Origin of the sequence: Caballeronia sp. RCC_10 (genome assembly GCF_041360715.1) — a bacterium.
GTDB classification, from domain to species: domain Bacteria; phylum Pseudomonadota; class Gammaproteobacteria; order Burkholderiales; family Burkholderiaceae; genus Caballeronia; species Caballeronia grimmiae.
The window spans coordinates 237,453-253,713 of sequence record NZ_JBFUPT010000001.1 but is presented as its reverse complement, the minus strand read 5'-3'; the positions used below and the strand labels follow the sequence as shown (position 1 = coordinate 253,713).

The 16,261-nt window shown below is 64.0% G+C and carries 16 protein-coding genes; all 16 read left to right on the top strand.

Going from position 1 to position 16,261, the window contains the following annotated elements:
* The first annotated feature begins 312 nt into the window (after window positions 1–312).
* The 16 genes from rpsB to AB6804_RS01145 all read left to right on the top strand — a co-directional run bounded on the left by rpsB (window position 313) and on the right by AB6804_RS01145 (window position 16,256).
* Window positions 313–1,065, top strand: a complete 753-nt coding sequence (gene rpsB, locus AB6804_RS01220) for a 30S ribosomal protein S2 (RefSeq protein ID WP_035969508.1) — start codon at window positions 313–315, stop codon at window positions 1,063–1,065.
* 134 nt (window positions 1,066–1,199) lie between these two features.
* On the top strand, window positions 1,200–2,081 hold the full coding sequence (gene tsf / locus AB6804_RS01215) for a translation elongation factor Ts (RefSeq protein WP_370885396.1): 882 nt from the start codon (window positions 1,200–1,202) through the stop codon (window positions 2,079–2,081).
* A 244-nt stretch (window positions 2,082–2,325) separates the two neighbouring features.
* On the top strand, window positions 2,326–3,039 hold the full coding sequence (pyrH, locus tag AB6804_RS01210) for a UMP kinase (RefSeq protein WP_035969505.1): 714 nt from the start codon (window positions 2,326–2,328) through the stop codon (window positions 3,037–3,039).
* Between the two features lie 100 nt (window positions 3,040–3,139).
* Complete coding sequence (frr, locus tag AB6804_RS01205) at window positions 3,140–3,700, top strand: ribosome recycling factor (protein ID WP_035969503.1); 561 nt, start codon at window positions 3,140–3,142, stop codon at window positions 3,698–3,700.
* An 82-nt stretch (window positions 3,701–3,782) separates the two neighbouring features.
* Window positions 3,783–4,565: a polyprenyl diphosphate synthase gene (gene uppS / locus AB6804_RS01200; protein ID WP_035969502.1), complete on the top strand. Its 783-nt coding sequence runs from the start codon at window positions 3,783–3,785 to the stop codon at window positions 4,563–4,565.
* Window positions 4,559–5,368 (top strand): phosphatidate cytidylyltransferase, encoded by an 810-nt coding sequence (locus AB6804_RS01195; protein ID WP_370884906.1) that lies wholly within the window; start codon window positions 4,559–4,561, stop codon window positions 5,366–5,368. Before uppS ends, AB6804_RS01195 begins: the two co-directional genes overlap by 7 nt.
* Window positions 5,369–5,386: 18 nt before the next feature.
* The gene (locus AB6804_RS01190; RefSeq protein WP_370884905.1) at window positions 5,387–6,604 is read left to right on the top strand and encodes a 1-deoxy-D-xylulose-5-phosphate reductoisomerase; all 1,218 of its coding nucleotides are present in this window, start codon (window positions 5,387–5,389) and stop codon (window positions 6,602–6,604) included.
* Window positions 6,605–6,611: 7 nt separating this feature from the next.
* Window positions 6,612–7,994 carry an RIP metalloprotease RseP gene (gene rseP / locus AB6804_RS01185; RefSeq protein WP_370884904.1) on the top strand — a complete coding sequence of 461 codons (1,383 nt, stop codon included), beginning with the start codon at window positions 6,612–6,614 and terminating at the stop codon, window positions 7,992–7,994.
* A gap of 77 nt (window positions 7,995–8,071) precedes the next feature.
* Window positions 8,072–10,384: an outer membrane protein assembly factor BamA gene (gene bamA, locus AB6804_RS01180; RefSeq protein ID WP_370884903.1), complete on the top strand. Its 2,313-nt coding sequence runs from the start codon at window positions 8,072–8,074 to the stop codon at window positions 10,382–10,384.
* A gap of 87 nt (window positions 10,385–10,471) precedes the next feature.
* Window positions 10,472–10,996, top strand: coding sequence for an OmpH family outer membrane protein (locus AB6804_RS01175; RefSeq protein ID WP_370884902.1), 525 nt, complete (start codon window positions 10,472–10,474; stop codon window positions 10,994–10,996).
* A 30-nt stretch (window positions 10,997–11,026) separates the two neighbouring features.
* Window positions 11,027–12,106: a UDP-3-O-(3-hydroxymyristoyl)glucosamine N-acyltransferase gene (gene lpxD, locus AB6804_RS01170; protein ID WP_370885395.1), complete on the top strand. Its 1,080-nt coding sequence runs from the start codon at window positions 11,027–11,029 to the stop codon at window positions 12,104–12,106.
* A 129-nt stretch (window positions 12,107–12,235) separates the two neighbouring features.
* On the top strand, window positions 12,236–12,700 hold the full coding sequence (fabZ, locus tag AB6804_RS01165; RefSeq protein ID WP_035969493.1) for a 3-hydroxyacyl-ACP dehydratase FabZ: 465 nt from the start codon (window positions 12,236–12,238) through the stop codon (window positions 12,698–12,700).
* 73 nt (window positions 12,701–12,773) lie between these two features.
* Complete coding sequence (gene lpxA, locus AB6804_RS01160; RefSeq protein WP_035969491.1) at window positions 12,774–13,562, top strand: acyl-ACP--UDP-N-acetylglucosamine O-acyltransferase; 789 nt, start codon at window positions 12,774–12,776, stop codon at window positions 13,560–13,562.
* A 12-nt stretch (window positions 13,563–13,574) separates the two neighbouring features.
* Window positions 13,575–14,741 carry a lipid-A-disaccharide synthase gene (gene lpxB, locus AB6804_RS01155; protein ID WP_370884901.1) on the top strand — a complete coding sequence of 389 codons (1,167 nt, stop codon included), beginning with the start codon at window positions 13,575–13,577 and terminating at the stop codon, window positions 14,739–14,741.
* Complete coding sequence (gene rnhB, locus AB6804_RS01150; RefSeq protein ID WP_370884900.1) at window positions 14,741–15,454, top strand: ribonuclease HII; 714 nt, start codon at window positions 14,741–14,743, stop codon at window positions 15,452–15,454. The genes lpxB and rnhB overlap by 1 nt, the downstream gene beginning before the upstream one ends.
* Before the next feature lie 22 nt (window positions 15,455–15,476).
* Window positions 15,477–16,256, top strand: coding sequence for a TrmH family RNA methyltransferase (locus AB6804_RS01145; RefSeq protein WP_370884899.1), 780 nt, complete (start codon window positions 15,477–15,479; stop codon window positions 16,254–16,256).
* Window positions 16,257–16,261: the final 5 nt, after the last annotated feature.

Genomic DNA, 16,261 nt, shown 5'->3' with positions numbered 1-16,261 from the left:
GGGCCATCGGGCGGGCCGCGGCCTGCCTGCCGGGGCGGTGACGAGGCGCGAGCGGGGCTTCGCGCGGCTTGAGCCCCGTAATCGTCACATGCTATACTCATGGGCTAAGTCTCGGTCTGTGTCGTTCCTGCTCGTCAGCAGGCGCTTGACCGAACCGAAGACTTGGAAGCGTCGGTTGTGGCCGGTACACGGTCATTCACAAACCGCCGACGTTTTTTGAAACTCAAGCCGGCGCACCCAGGGTGTCTCGCGCGTCCATAGAGCGCGGGATGCGGCAGCCGGCTTAAGACCCAACCCTCGCGGAGAATTTTCATGGCAGTCACGATGCGTCAAATGCTGGAAGCCGGTGTCCACTTCGGTCACCAAACGCGCTTCTGGAACCCGAAGATGGCCCCGTATATCTTCGGTCATCGCAACAAGATTCACATCATCAACCTCGAAAAGACCCTGCCGCTCTACAACGACGCGCTGAAGTACGTGCGCCAGTTGGCAGCGAACCGCGGCACGATTCTTTTCGTCGGCACGAAGCGCCAGTCGCGCGACACCATCGCGCAAGAAGCAGCGCGCGCTGGCATGCCTTTCGTCAACGCCCGCTGGCTCGGCGGCATGCTGACCAACTTCAAGACGCTGAAGGTTTCGATCAAGCGCCTGAAAGACATGGAAGCGGCCGTGGAATCGGGTGAAACCGAGCGCATGAGCAAGAAGGAAGCGCTTCTGTTCGAACGCGAAATCGCCAAGCTGCAAAAGTCGATCGGCGGCGTGAAGGACATGGGCGGCATTCCTGACGCAATCTTCGTCATCGACGTCGGCTACCACAAGATCGCCGTGACCGAAGCGAAGAAGCTCGGCATTCCGGTCATCGCCGTGGTCGACACGAACCACTCGCCGGAAGGCATCGACTACGTCATCCCGGGTAACGACGACGCGTCGAAGGCTGTTGCGCTGTACGCGGAAGGCGTGGCCGACGCAATCCTCGAAGGCCGTGCAAACGCGGTGAACGACGTCGTTCAGGCCGTGCGCAGCGGCGAAGGCGACGAGTTCGTCGAGGTCAACGCAGAGGCGTAATCGAGCCCTGTGGCCGGTGCAAAAGGGGGCTTTGCGAAAGGCCCCTTTTTTTTAAGCCGGCGCGATCCTGAAACACCTCAGCCGTGGGCGCTTTCTGCCGGCGGCACGTATCAAACAGACTCAAGGAGCGAATGATGGCGGCAATTACCGCAAGCATGGTGGCAGAACTGCGCGCGAAGACCGATGCGCCGATGATGGAATGCAAGAAGGCGCTGACGGAAGCCGACGGCGACATGGCGCGCGCTGAGGAGCTGCTGCGCGTGAAGCTCGGCAACAAGGCGAGCAAGGCGGCATCGCGCGTGACGGCCGAAGGCATCGTCGTCGCGCACGTCGAAGGCGGCGTGGGCGCGCTCGTCGAACTGAACTGCGAAACCGACTTCGTCGCGAAGAACGACGATTTCATGGCGTTCGCCAAGGGCATCGCGGCACTGGTCGCGAAGAGCAACCCGGCTGACGTGGCCGCGCTGTCGGCGCTGCCGCTGGAAAGCACGACGGTCGACGCGGTGCGTCTCGCGCTGGTCGGCAAGATTGGTGAAAATCTGTCGATCCGCCGCTTCGTGCGCTTCGAGACCGCGAACAAGCTGGCCGCGTACCTGCACGGCACGCGCATCGGCGTGCTGGTCGAATTCACCGGCGCCGACGAGCAAGTCGGCAAGGACGTCGCCATGCACGTCGCCGCAATGAAGCCGGTCTCGCTGTCGTCGGACGAAGTGCCGGCCGATCTGATCGCGAAGGAACGCAGCATCGCCGAGCAGAAGGCAGCCGAATCGGGCAAGCCGGCTGAGATCGTCGCGAAGATGGTCGACGGTTCGATCCAGAAGTACCTGAAGGAAGTGTCGCTGCTGAACCAGCCGTTCGTGAAGAACGACAAGCAGACGATCGAGCAGATGCTGAAGGCAGCCAACGCGTCGGTGCAGAAGTTCGCGCTGTTCGTGGTGGGCGAGGGCATCGAGAAGCGTCAGGACGACTTCGCGGCTGAAGTTGCTGCGCAAGTCGCGGCGGCCAAGCAGAGCTAATAACTGGCCCGTGGCGCGCGTCGTCGAACGACGATGCGCGCCGTGCATCACCCGTTGTACCGGCGGCGACTTGTCGCCGCATCGAAATTTGCGATCCGGTTCGCAGCGAGGCGGGCGCGGCAAGTTCGGGTTTTCCCGTATGCGCCGCGCCCGTCGACGCGATGCGGGCCGCTTGCGGTAAGTAATGTTTCACCCCTACAGTTCTACGTTGTTGCAACCCTCCTCGGCGCGATCGGAACCTCATATGCCCACAGCCTACAAACGCGTACTCCTCAAACTCTCCGGCGAAGCCCTCATGGGCGACGATGCCTTCGGCATCAATCGCGCAACGATCGAAAGGATGGTGGCGGACGTCGCTGAAGTGGTGCGGTTGGGAACACAGTTGGCCGTCGTGATCGGCGGCGGCAACATTTTCCGCGGCGTCGCGGGCGGTGCAGCCGGCATGGACCGTGCGACGGCCGATTACATGGGCATGCTCGCCACGATGATGAACGCACTCGCGCTGCAGGACGCCATGCGCCACGCGGGTATCGAGGCGCGCGTGCAATCGGCGCTGCGCATGGATCAGGTGGTCGAGCCGTACATCCGGCCCCGTGCGATTCGCCAGCTGGAAGAGGGCAAGGTCGTGATCTTCGCGGCCGGCACGGGCAACCCGTTCTTCACGACGGATACCGCCGCCGCGCTGCGCGGCTCGGAAATCGGCGCCGAAGTGGTGTTGAAGGCGACGAAGGTCGATGGCGTATACTCCGCCGACCCGAAGAAGGATCCGAGCGCCACGCGCTACAGCACGATCAGCTTCGATGAGGCGATCGGCCGCAATCTGCAGGTCATGGACGCTACCGCATTCGCGCTGTGCCGCGACCAGAAGCTGCCGATCCGCGTGTTCTCGATCACGAAGCCGGGCGCGCTGAAGCGCATCGTGCAAGGCGACGACGAAGGTACGCTCGTCCACGTGTAAACTCTTGCGTAACCGGGCGCCGCCCGCACCCGGCGTGAATCGCGCCGGAAGATCGCGAAGGCGCCTGCATCACCAGTAAACCAAGGTTTTGGAGGTTCAAATGAGTGTGGCTGACATTAAAAAGGGCGTCGACCAGAAGATGCAGCGGTCGATCGAAGCATTCAAGGCCGATCTCGCCAAGATTCGAACGGGCCGCGCGCACACCGGCCTGCTCGACCACATCCAGGTCGACTACTACGGCTCGAACGTGCCCATCTCGCAAGTCGCGAACATGACGCTCGTCGATGCCCGCACGATCGGCGTGCAGCCGTGGGAAAAGAAGATGGTGCCGGTCGTCGAGAAGGCGATCCGCGAATCGGATCTGGGCCTGAACCCGGCGACGCAGGGTGACCTGATCCGCGTGCCGATGCCCGCGCTGACCGAAGAGCGCCGTCGCGAACTGACGAAAGTCGTCAAGAGCGAAGGCGAGTCCGCGAAGATCGCCGTGCGCAATCTGCGCCGCGACGCGAACGAGCAACTCAAGAAGCTCGTGAAGGACAAGGAAATCTCGGAAGACGACGAGCGCCGCGCAAGCGATGACGTCCAGAAGTTCACCGACAAGTTCGTCGCCGAAATCGACAAGCTCGTTCAGACGAAAGAAGCCGAAATCATGACGGTGTGAGGCCGTAGCCGGTCCTGCCAGCTCGTGTCCCCGTGACTCCGGGCTGGCGTTTCACCCCCGTCGATAACAAGATTCAGCGGCCATGACCTATACCAGCTCTACCGTTCGCGTGCCCGATGTCGCGGCTGTCCCGCGCCACGTCGCGATCATCATGGACGGCAATGGCCGTTGGGCGACCGAACGGCGTCTGCCGCGCGTCGCCGGTCACACGCGCGGCGTCGATGCGGTGCGCGCCACCGTCGAAAGCTGCGCGCGACGCGGCGTCGAATTCGTCACGCTGTTCGCATTCAGTTCGGAAAACTGGCGCCGTCCCACCGACGAAGTCTCTTTCCTGATGCGCCTGTTCGTCACCGCGCTCGAGCGCGAGATCGGCAAGTTGCACGCGAACGGCATTCGTCTGCGCGTGGTCGGCGACGTCTCCATGTTCGACGACCGCATCCGCGCGCTCATCCAGCGCGCCGAAACCAAGACCGCACGCAATACGCGCCTCACGCTGACCATCGCTGCGAATTACGGCGGACGGTGGGACATCATGGAGGCGACGAAGAAGCTCATCGCGCAGTCGCTCGAACAAGGCGCTCCCGCGCGCGTCGATGACGAATCGTTCGCCGAGCATCTCGCGATGGCCTATGCGCCCGAGCCGGATCTTTTTATCCGCACGGGCGGCGAGCAGCGCATCAGCAACTTTCTGCTGTGGCAACTCGCGTACACCGAGTTCTATTTCACCGACATTTACTGGCCCGACTTCGATGCCGCCGCGCTGGATCGCGCGATCGCATCGTATGGCGGCCGTGAGCGCCGCTTCGGCCGCACGAGCGCGCAACTCGCTTCCCAATCGCAGAAGGCCGACACCCTTTCATGCTAAAGACCCGTGTCATCACGGCAATCGTCCTGCTTGCGGTCCTCGTGCCGGTCACGTTGTTCGCGCCCATTGGGGCGTTTGCGGCGCTCATCGGCTTCGTCGTCGTGTTCGCGGCGTGGGAGTGGGGCCGGCTCTTGAAGCTCAACGGCGCCGGTCCGGTCGCGTATGCGCTCGTCGCGGGACTCGCGCTGATTTTCAGCGCCTACGTCGTCGTTCCGAAACCGCTCTTTCAGATGGCCGCGATCTTCTGGGTGCTGGCGGGGCCGTATGCGCTCTTCCGCAAGCCGGTTCTGGCGGCCGGCGCGTGGCGCGGGTTTCTGCTGTTCGCGGGAATTGTCGTGTTCGTCGCCTGCTGGCATGCGGTCGTTCAGGCGCGCATGATGGGTGTGGCGTTCGTGCTATCGCTTCTCCTAGTCGTCTGGCTGGCCGACATAGGCGCATACTTCGCCGGAAAAGCACTGGGCCGTCATAAGCTCGCACCGTCGATCAGCCCCGGCAAAACCTGGGAAGGCGCACTCGGCGGCTGGGTCGCCTTGATGGCGATCGGGTCCATCGCCGCCGCGACAGGCGTCTACGCACCGACGCTGTTCACGGCTTTCGTCGGACATCTCGGCTGGGTCCGCGCGCTCGCCGCGCTGACCGTGCTCGTCGCGTTCAGCGTCGTCGGCGATCTGTTCGAATCGCTGCTGAAGCGTCAGGCGGGCGTCAAGGATTCGAGCGGGCTGCTGCCGGGTCACGGCGGCGTTCTCGATCGCATCGACGCACTGTTGCCTGTATTGCCGATTGCCTTGCTCATGCTGGGCTGATCGGCCAGAGAAGATTCCATGCAAAAACGTCTTACATTGCTCGGCTCCACGGGCTCGATCGGCGACAGCACGCTCGACGTCGTCGCGCGGCATCCGGACCGGTTCTCGGTCTATGCGCTCACCGCTCACCGCAACGGCGACAAACTCGTCGCCCAATGTCTGCGCTTTCAGCCGGAAGTCGCCGTCGTCGGCGATGCCGACACGGCTTCGCGCGTCGCTGCCGCGTTGCGCGCGGCGGGCAGCAAAACCGAGGTGACGCACGGCCCCGACGCGCTGGTGGACGTCGCTCGCGCCGCGCAATGCGATACGGTGGTCGCGGCGATCGTCGGTGCGGCGGGCCTTGCGCCCACGCTGGCCGCAGCGCGCGCCGGCAAGCGCATTCTGCTCGCGAACAAGGAAGCGCTCGTCATGTCCGGCCAGATTTTCATGGACGCCGTACGCGACAACGGCGCGATCCTGCTGCCGGTCGACAGCGAGCACAACGCCGTGTTCCAGTGCCTGCCCGTTTGCACGGACAGCGAGGCGCAACTGCACGGCGGGGTGTCGAAGATCATTCTGACCGCGTCGGGCGGGCCGTTCCGCACCCGCGAACCGGCGACGCTCGTCGATGTCACGCCCGACGAAGCCTGCAAGCATCCGAACTGGGCGATGGGCCGCAAGATCTCCGTCGATTCCGCGACGATGATGAACAAGGGCCTCGAAGTGATCGAGGCGCATTGGCTGTTCAATCTGCCGGGCTCGCGCATCGAAGTGCTGATTCATCCGCAAAGCGTGATCCATTCGATGGTCTCCTACGCGGACGGCTCGGTGCTCGCCCAGCTTGGCAATCCCGACATGCGTACGCCGATCGCTCATGCACTGGCTTATCCGGAGCGCGTGGATTCGGGCGTCGCGCCGCTCGACCTGGCGCAGATCGCGTCGCTCACGTTCGAAAAGCCCGACTTCGCGCGCTTCCCGTGCCTTGCGCTCGCCATCGACGCGCTCGAGGCGGGCGGTATCGCCAGCGCGGCGTTGAACGCGGCGAACGAAATCGCCGTGGAAGCGTTCCTGGCGCGCCGTATCGGCTTCATGGCGATCGGCGGCGTGGTCGAGCGGGTGCTGAACGCGCTGCCGAACGCCAGCGCCGCATCGCTCGACGACGTGCTCGCCGCCGATGCGGACGCGCGCCGTCTGGCATCCGACTTCGTCGAAGCGCTCACCGCGCGCGCGCCGGGCGCCGAACCCATCGCCCATTGAGGCCGTCATGAACTTCCTGACCGAAATCGTCGCCTTCGTCGTCGCGATTGGCGTGCTCGTCGTCGTCCACGAATTCGGTCACTACAGCGTCGCACGAATGTGCGGCGTCAAGGTGCTGCGTTTCTCGGTCGGCTTCGGCAAGCCGCTGGTGCGCTGGGTCAGCAAGAAGACCGGCGTCGAATGGACCATTTCCGCGCTGCCGCTCGGCGGCTACGTAAAGATGCTGGACGAGCGGGAAACCGAAGGCAGCATTCCGTCGGAAGACCTGCCGCGCGCGTTCAACCGCCAACCGGTGCTGAAACGCATTGCGATTGTCGCGGCGGGCCCGATCGCGAACTTCCTGCTGGCCATCGCGCTTTTTGCGGCGGTATTCGCGGGCGGCGTCACCGAGCCGCAGGCCATCGTCGCCACGCCGGCCGCCGGTACGGCGGCCGGCCGCGCCGGCTTCGAGGGCGGCGAGCAGATCCTCTCGATGCGTAATTCGCAGGGCGGCGACACGCAGGCGATTCGTTCGTGGTCCGATCTGCGCTGGAAACTGCTCGATGCGTCGTTCGATCATCGGCGGATCGTGCTGACGGCGAAGACCCGCGAAGGCACGTTCGATTTCCCGCTGACCGTCACAGGCATCACGGAAGCGGACGCCGAGCAGGACTTCATGGACAAGCTCGGCTTCACGCCGGGCGGCGGCACGCTGACGGTGGCGGGCGTGGAGGCGGGCAGCGCGGCGCAAAAAAGCGGGCTCATCGCCGGCGACAAACTGCGCGCCATCGACGGCCGCCGGGTCGACAATGCGACGCGCTTCATCGACTACGTGAAGGCGCATGGCGGCAAGCCCGTCGCGCTCGTCATCGAGCGCGGCGAAGGCAGCCAGATCAAGCGCGATACGGTGCAGATCGTGCCGGACGTCAAGCGCGATGCATCGACGGGGCGGGACATCGGCCGCATCGGCGCTGCGCTCGCCAATCAGTTGCCGACCGTCGACGTGCGCTATGGTCCGGTCGAAAGCCTGCGTCTCGGCGTGAACCGCACGTGGGACATCAGTGTCTATTCGCTGCGCATGTTCGGGCGGATGATCGTCGGCGAAGCGTCGCTCAAGAACCTGTCAGGACCGGTGACCATTGCGGACTACGCCGGCAAGAGCGCGCGTCTCGGCGCGACGGCATTTATTTCTTTCCTTGCCCTCGTTAGCATCAGTCTCGGTGTATTGAACTTGTTACCGATTCCCGTTTTGGACGGTGGGCATCTGTTATATTATTTGGTTGAAGCCGTTACCGGCAAGGCGGTGTCCGATCGCTGGCAGCTGGTTCTGCAACGGGCGGGCCTCGTCTGCATCGTCGCTCTGTCGATGATTGCGCTGTTCAACGACCTGACTCGCCTCATCCGTTTTTGATCCACTTTGATAATCTCTGGCGTCGCGATACGAGCGACCGCCGGAACGAATGCAGCTTTAAATACTGGGGAAGCACGTTGTTCAAACCTCATCGCTTTGTTCCTAAGTCGGCTGTGGCCGCGGCGCTCGCCGCAACGGGCATGGCGGCACACGCCACCACGCCGTTCGTCGTCCAGGATATCCGTATCGAAGGTCTTCAACGGATCGAGCCGGGCTCCGTATTTGCCTATTTGCCGATCAAGCAAGGCGACACGTTCTCTGACGACAAGGCCTCCGAAGCGATTCGCGCGCTGTACGCAACGGGCTTCTTCAACGATGTGCAGATCGCCACTGAGGGCAACGTGGTGGTCGTGCAGGTGCAGGAACGTCCGGCCATCTCGAACATCGAGTTCTCCGGTCTGCATGAGTTCGACAAGGACACCATCACCAAGGCGCTGCGCTCGGTCGGTTTGTCGCAGGGCCGCTCGTACGACAAGTCGCTGCTCGACAAGGCCGAGCAGGAACTGAAGCGCCAATATCTGACGCGCGGCTATTACGCGGCGGAAGTCACCACGACGGTCACGCCGGTCGACCGCAATCGCGTGTCGATTCTCTTTTCGGTCGCCGAAGGCCCGAGCGCGAAGATTCGCCAGATCAACTTCGTCGGCAACAAGGCGGTCAGCTCGGGCACGCTGCTCGGCGAAATGCAGCTGTCTACGCCGAACTGGTTCTCGTGGTACACGAAGAGCGATCTTTACGCGAAGGAAAAGCTGACCGGCGACCTCGAAAACGTCCGCTCTTACTACCTGAATCACGGTTACCTCGAGTTCAGCATCGATTCCACGCAGGTGTCGATCTCGCCGGACAAGAAGGACATGTACCTGACGGTCGCCGTGCACGAAGGCGAGCCGTACAAGGTCAGCAGCGTGAAGCTGTCGGGCAATCTGCTCAACCGCGAAGCCGAATTGAACAAGCTGATCACGGTGAAGTCCGGGCAGCTGTTCTCGGCAGAAAAGCTTCAGGCGACTACGAAGGCGATCGTCGACAAGCTCGGCGAATATGGTTACGCGTTTGCTCAGGTCAACGCGCAGCCGGAAATCGACCAGGCGCATCACACCGTTGCGCTGACGCTGAACGTCGAGCCGAGCCGCCGCGTGTACGTGCGGCGTGTGAATATCGTCGGCAATACGCGCACCCGCGACGAAGTGGTGCGCCGCGAAATGCGCCAGCTCGAAAGCTCGTGGTTCGACTCGAGCCGCCTCGCGCTGTCGAAGGACCGCGTCAATCGTCTCGGCTACTTCACGGACGTGGACGTCACCACGACGCCGGTCGAAGGCACGAACGACCAGGTCGATGTCGACGTCAAGGTGGCCGAAAAGCCGACCGGTGCAATCACGCTGGGCGCGGGCTTCTCGTCGACGGACAAGGTCGTGCTCTCGGCGGGCGTCTCGCAGGACAACGTGTTCGGCTCGGGCACCAGCCTCGCGGTCAACGTGAACACCGCGAAGACTTACCGCACGCTGACGGTCACGCAGGTCGATCCGTACTTTACGATCGACGGCATCAAGCGCATTACCGACGCGTACTACCGCACGTATCAGCCGCTTTACTACTCGACGGATTCGAGCTTCAAGATCGTGACGATGGGCGCGGACACGAAGTTCGGCATCCCGTTCTCCGAGCAGGACACGGTGTTCTTCGGCGTCGGCGCGGAACAGAATACGATGGACGTCGATTCGTCCACGCCGCAGTCGTACATCAACTACGTGAAGGAATTCGGCCGCGTAGTGAACAACTATCCGCTGACGATCGGCTGGTCGCGCGACAATCGCGACAGCGCGCTCGTGCCTAGCCGCGGCTACTATCTGCAGTCCAATGCGGAATACGGCACGCCGCTCGGCAACACGACGTACGCGAAGTTCGACGCGCAGTTCCAGTATTACTACTCGTTCGCGCGCGGCTTCGTGCTCGGCTTCAACTTGCAGGGCGGCTACGGCAAGGGCTTGCAAGGTCAGACGTACCCGATCTTCAAGAACTACTATGCGGGTGGTATCGGCTCGGTGCGCGGTTACTCGCCGAGCTCGCTGGGCCCGCGCGACACCAAGACGAACGACCCGATCGGCGGCTCGCGCATGGCGGTCGGCAATATCGAGTTGACGTTCCCGCTGCCGGGCACGGGCTATGACCGCACGCTGCGCGTCTTCACCTTCCTCGACGCCGGTAACGTCTGGGGCGATCCGAACCAGGGTGGCACGAGCGGCGGCGCGAACGGTCTGCGCTACGGCTACGGTGTGGGTCTTGCGTGGATTTCGCCGATCGGCCCGCTCAAGCTGAGCCTCGGCTTCCCGCTGCAGAAACACGATGGCGACCAGTATCAGAAGTTCCAGTTCCAGATCGGTACGGCGTTTTAAGCGCCTGCATCAGGCTGCGAACGCGGACTTCATTCATTTCGACGTAACGTGAGGAACACTTTGCGAACCGGTAAGCTCTCGAAACATATGGCGCTGGCGCTTGCGTTGTCGATGTTTCTCGGCCTCGGTGCCGTCGCGAAAGCGAACGCGCAGGAAGCGCGCATCGCTGCGGTCAACTCCGACCGCATCCTGCGCGAGTCGTCGGCGGCGAAGGCGGCCCAGTCCAAGCTGGAGCAGGAATTCTCCAAGCGCGACAAGGCTTTGCAGGACATGGCGCAGCGGCTCAAGTCGATGTCGGACAACATCGACAAGAACGGCCCGTCCATGGCCCCGACCGACCGCGCAGCGCGTCAGCGCGATCTCGCGCAGCTCGACGCGGACTTTCAGCGCAGACAGCGCGAATTCCGCGAAGACCTGAACCAGCGCCGCAACGAGGAACTCGCGGCGGTGCTGGATCGCGCGAACAAGGTCATCAAGCAGATTGCGGAACAACAGCACTACGATCTGATCGTGCAGGAAGCGGTGTACGTGAGTCCGCGTATCGACATTACGGATCAGGTGCTGAAGGCGCTCGCGGCGGCGAGCCAGAGCGGCGGCACGAGCTCGAACTGACGAGGAGTCTTCACACGCATGGCATCAGGCATGGCGATCACGCTCGACGAACTGGTCAGGCGCTTTGGCGGCGAGGTGGTGGGTGAAGGCGCGCATCGCGTCGAAGGCCTCGCACCGCTCGACAAGGCCGGCCCGACGCAACTCGCGTTTCTAGCGAATCAGAAATACCTGCCGCAGGTCGAGTCGACCCGCGCGGGCGCGGTCCTCATTTCGCGGGCGGATCTGGACAAACTCGCGGCGCCGCGTGAAGGCAGCAATTTCATCGTGACGCCTAATCCTTACGCGTATTTTGCGCGCGTGGCGCAGGCGTTCATCGAACTGTCGGCTCCGAAGGCGAAGCCGGGCGTGCATCCGAGCGCGTACGTCGATCCGGCCGCCAAGGTCGCGGCGAGCGCGGTGATCGGGCCGCACGCGACGGTAGAGGCGGGCGCGGTCGTCGGCGAACGCGCCAGGCTGGATGCCGGCGTATCCGTCGGCGCGGGCGTCACGCTCGGCGACGACGTCCATCTGTATCCGAACGTCACGGTCTATCATGGTTGCAGGCTCGGCGCGCGCGTGATCGTGCATGCCGGCGCGGTGATCGGCGCGGATGGTTTCGGCTTCGCGCCCGATTTCGTCGGCGAGGGCGATGCGCGCACCGGAAGCTGGGTGAAGATCCCGCAAGTCGGCGCGGTGCAGATCGGCGACGACGTCGAAATCGGCGCGAACACGACGATCGATCGCGGCGCAATGGCCGATACGATCATCGAAGAATGCGTGAAACTCGACAACCTCGTGCAGATCGGCCATAACTGCCGCATCGGCGCTTACACGGTGATCGCGGGTTGCGCGGGCATCGCGGGCAGCACGAACATCGGCAAGCATTGCATGATCGGCGGAGCGGTAGGCATCGCGGGTCACGTGACGCTGGCGGATTACGTGATCGTCACGGCGCAATCGGGTGTATCGAAGTCTCTGACGAAGCCCGGCATGTACACGAGCGCGTTTCCGGCCGTCAGCCACGCGGACTGGAACAAGAGCGCCGCGCTGGTACGCAATCTGGACAAGCTGCGCGACCGGATCAAGGCACTGGAAACGGCGCTGGCCGACAAGAACAACGGCGAGGCCTGAACGCCCGGCAGCATCAAGTCGCAACCGGGTGCCTGTTCGAACCGAACGGCCTTGGAAGCACGAATTTGAAGCGGGCGTCTGACGCCCGCAGTCACTACCGCGCAGGACACGCGCGCGAGCAGAACGACCATGAGCACAGAAAAAATCAACCTCGACATCCACAAGATCCTCACGCTGCTGCCGCATCGGTATCCGATCCTGCTCGTGGATCGCGTGCTCGAACTCGAGCCGCACAAGAGCATCAAAGCGTTGAAGAACGTGACGATCAACGAGCCGTTTTTTCAGGGACATTTCCCGACGCGGCCCGTGATGCCCGGCGTGCTGATTCTCGAAGCACTCGCGCAAACCGCCGCGCTGCTGACGTTCGCAGAAGAGCCGCACGACCCGTCGACGACGCTGTACTACTTCGTCGGCATCGACGGCGCACGCTTCAAGCGTGTGGTGGAGCCGGGCGATCAACTGATTCTTAACGTCAACTTCGAGCGGTACATGCGAGGCATCTGGAAGTTCAAGGCGCGCGCCGAAGTGGATGGCGTGACCGCCGCCGAAGCCGAGCTCATGTGTACCGTGAAGAACACGGACGCCAGCGCATAAGCGGCGCAAGCGTAGGGAACGCAGCACGTTCGCAACACGGCGTGGCGACACACAGCATTCAGAGGCGAGGCGCATGACCACCATTCACCCCACCGCGATCATCGAGCCGGGCGCTCAAATCGACGATTCCGTCGAGATCGGGCCGTACGCGATCGTCGGCGCGCACGTCGTCATCGGCGCGGGCACGACCATCGGTTCGCACAGCGTGATCGAGGGCCACACGACGATCGGGCGCGACAACCGCATCGGCCATTACGCGTCGATCGGCGGGCGGCCGCAGGACATGAAGTACAGGGACGAGCCGACTCGTCTCGAGATCGGTGACCGCAACACCATCCGCGAATTCACGACGCTGCATACGGGCACGGTGCAGGACCAGGGCCTGACGTCCATCGGCGACGATTGCTGGATCATGGCTTACGTTCACGTGGGCCACGACTGCCGGCTGGGCAACAGCGTCATCATGTCGAGCAACGCGCAACTGGCGGGGCACGTGACGGTCGGCGATCACGCGATCGTCGGCGGCATGTCGGGCGTGCATCAGTTCGTGCGCATCGGCGCGCATTCGATGCTGGGCGGCGCTTCCGCGCTCGTGCAGGACGTGCCGCCGTTCGTGATCGCCGCCGGCAACAAGGCGGAGCCGCACGGCATCAACGTCGAAGGCTTGCGCCGGCGCGGTTTCACGCCCGAGGCGATTTCCGCGCTGCGCACCGCATACCGGATCGTCTACAAGAGCGGCCTGTCGCTCGAAGACGCGAAGGCGCAGCTGCGCGACCTGAGCGTGGCGGGCGGCGAGGGCGACGCGCCCGTGAAGGCTTTCACCGACTTCATCGCGGCGTCGCAGCGCGGCATCATCCGCTGAACGCGCATTTCGATGACGTTGATCACCACTGCCCCGCGCATCGCGATGGTCGCGGGCGAACCCTCCGGCGATCTGCTCGCGGCATCGCTGCTGAAGGGTCTGCAAGCCCGCCTGCCCGCTGACACGCGCTATAGCGGCATCGGCGGGCCGCGCATGACATCGGCGGGCTTCGAGGCGCACTGGCCGATGGACAAGCTGACCGTGCGCGGCTACGTCGAAGCGCTGCAGCACATCCCCGAGATTCTCGGCATTCGCAACGAACTGAAGCGCCAGTTGCTGGCGGAGCCGCCGTCGATGTTCATCGGCGTCGACGCGCCCGACTTCAACTTCGGCCTCGAGCAGCCGCTGCGCGAGGCGGGCATTCCGACCGTGCACTTCGTGTGTCCGTCCATCTGGGCGTGGCGCGGTGGGCGCATCAAGAAGATCGTGAAGGCCGTCGATCACATGCTGTGCGTGTTCCCGTTCGAGACCGCGTTGCTGCAAAAAGCGGGCGTCGCATCGACTTACGTCGGCCATCCGCTTGCCGACGACATCCCGCTCGAACCGGATGTCGCGGGCGCGCGGCGTGAACTGGGTATCGCGGAAGGTGGTCCGGTGATCGCCGTACTGCCCGGCAGCCGGCGCTCGGAAATCGCGCTGATCGGGCCGACGTTTTTCGATGCCATGGAGCTGATGCAGCTTCGCGAGCCGGGCGTGCGCTTCCTGATGCCCGCGGCGAACCCGGCGCTGCGTGAATTGCTGCAGCCGCTCGTGGACGCGCATCCGCATCTGTCGCTCACCATCACCGATGGCCGCGCGCAAACCGCGATGACCGCCGCCGACGCCATCCTCGTCAAAAGCGGGACCGTGACGCTGGAAGCGGCGCTGCTCAAGAAGCCGATGGTCATCTCGTACAAGGTGCCCTGGCTCACGGGCCAGATCATGAAGCGGCAGGGCTATCTGCCGTATGTCGGCTTGCCGAACATTCTGGCGGGGCGCTTCGTCGTGCCGGAAATCCTGCAGCATTTCGCGACGCCCGAAGCGCTCGCCGAGGCGACGTTGAAACAGTTGAACGACGACGCGAACCGCCGTACCCTGACCGAAATCTTCACCGATATGCACATCGCGCTGCGCCAGAATACGTCGCAGCGAGCGGCCGAAGCGGTCGCGCGGGTGCTGGAAACACGAGGGGCGCGGTAATGGCGCGTCAGGCCAGTCAACAGAAAACGCAGAACGGGCTCGATTTCAGCTCGCCACTGGACATCATCTGCGGCGTCGATGAAGCCGGGCGCGGCCCGTTGGCGGGGCCGGTCGTGGCCGCGGCGGTGATCTTCGATCCAGCCAGGCCGCGCATCAACGGCCTCGACGATTCCAAGGCGCTGAGCGCGAAGAAGCGCGAGGAGCTGTACGAGAAGATCGTCGATCGCGCGCTGGCTTACTGCATCGCGTCGGCGAGCGTCGAGGAAATCGACACCATCAACATCCTGCACGCGACCATGCTCGCGATGAAGCGCGCCGTCGAAGGGCTGGCCGTCGCGCCGACGCTCGTCAAGATCGACGGCAACCGCTGCCCGACGCTGTCGATCCGCAGTGAAGCTGTAATCGGCGGCGACGCGCTCATCAAGCAAATCTCGGCCGCGTCGATTCTCGCCAAGGTCACGCGTGACCGCATGCTGGTCGAACTGCACGAGACATATCCCGTGTACGGTTTCGCCACGCATTCGGGCTACGGCACGCCACAGCATCTGAAGGCGCTGCGCGAGCATGGGCCGTGCGAGCATCATCGCCGGTCGTTTGCGCCGGTGCGGGAAGCGCATACCCTGTTCTTCGGCTCCGTGCTGCCGGACATCGCGCCCGAGGTGCTGCACGCCGCCGAGACGCTCGGCGGGGACTCGGATGCCCTCGCGTTCTGACCGCCGACCGCACCGAATCAACGTGAAATCCATCACTTCGCGGGACAACCCGCTCTACAAGCGTCTGAAGGCGCTCGCTGGCTCCACCGCCCAGCAGCGGCGAAGCGGCCACGCACTGCTCGAAGGTCTGCATCTCGCAGCCGCTTATCTCGATACCGCCGGTCAGCCGGAAACCTGCGTCGTCACGGAAGGCGCGCTGACGCATGCCGAAGCGCGCGATATCGTCGCGCGCATCGAGGAAAGGCGTGTGGTCGTCTTGCCCGATGCGCTCTTTGGCCAGCTTTCTAGCGTCGTGCACGGCGTCGGCATGTTGCTGCTGGTGGAGAAGATCGGCGCGGCGTTGCCCGAACGCGTGAGTGAAACGTGCGTGGTTCTCGACGGCGTTCAGGACGCGGGCAACGTCGGTTCCATTCTGCGCAGCGCAGCGGCGGCAGGCGTCACGCGCGTGTTCTGCGCGCCGGGGACGGCGTATGCGTGGTCGTCGAAGGTGCTGCGCTCGGGGATGGGCGCGCACTTTCTGCTCGATATCTTCGAGGACGTCGAACCGTCCGATCTCATCGCGCGCCTCAACGTGCCGGTGACCATCACCGATTCGCACGGCGCCGTGGCCATCTACGATTGCGATCTCTCGTCGCCGCTTGCGTGGGTCTTCGGAAACGAAGGCGCGGGCGTGTCGCAGGTCTGGCGCGATGCCGTGACGCATCGCGTGACCATCCCGCAACCAGGGGGCATGGAATCGCTGAATGTGGCGGCTGCGGCGGCAATCTGTCTATTCGAGCAGTGCCGCCAGCAGCGCGCCTGATCGCC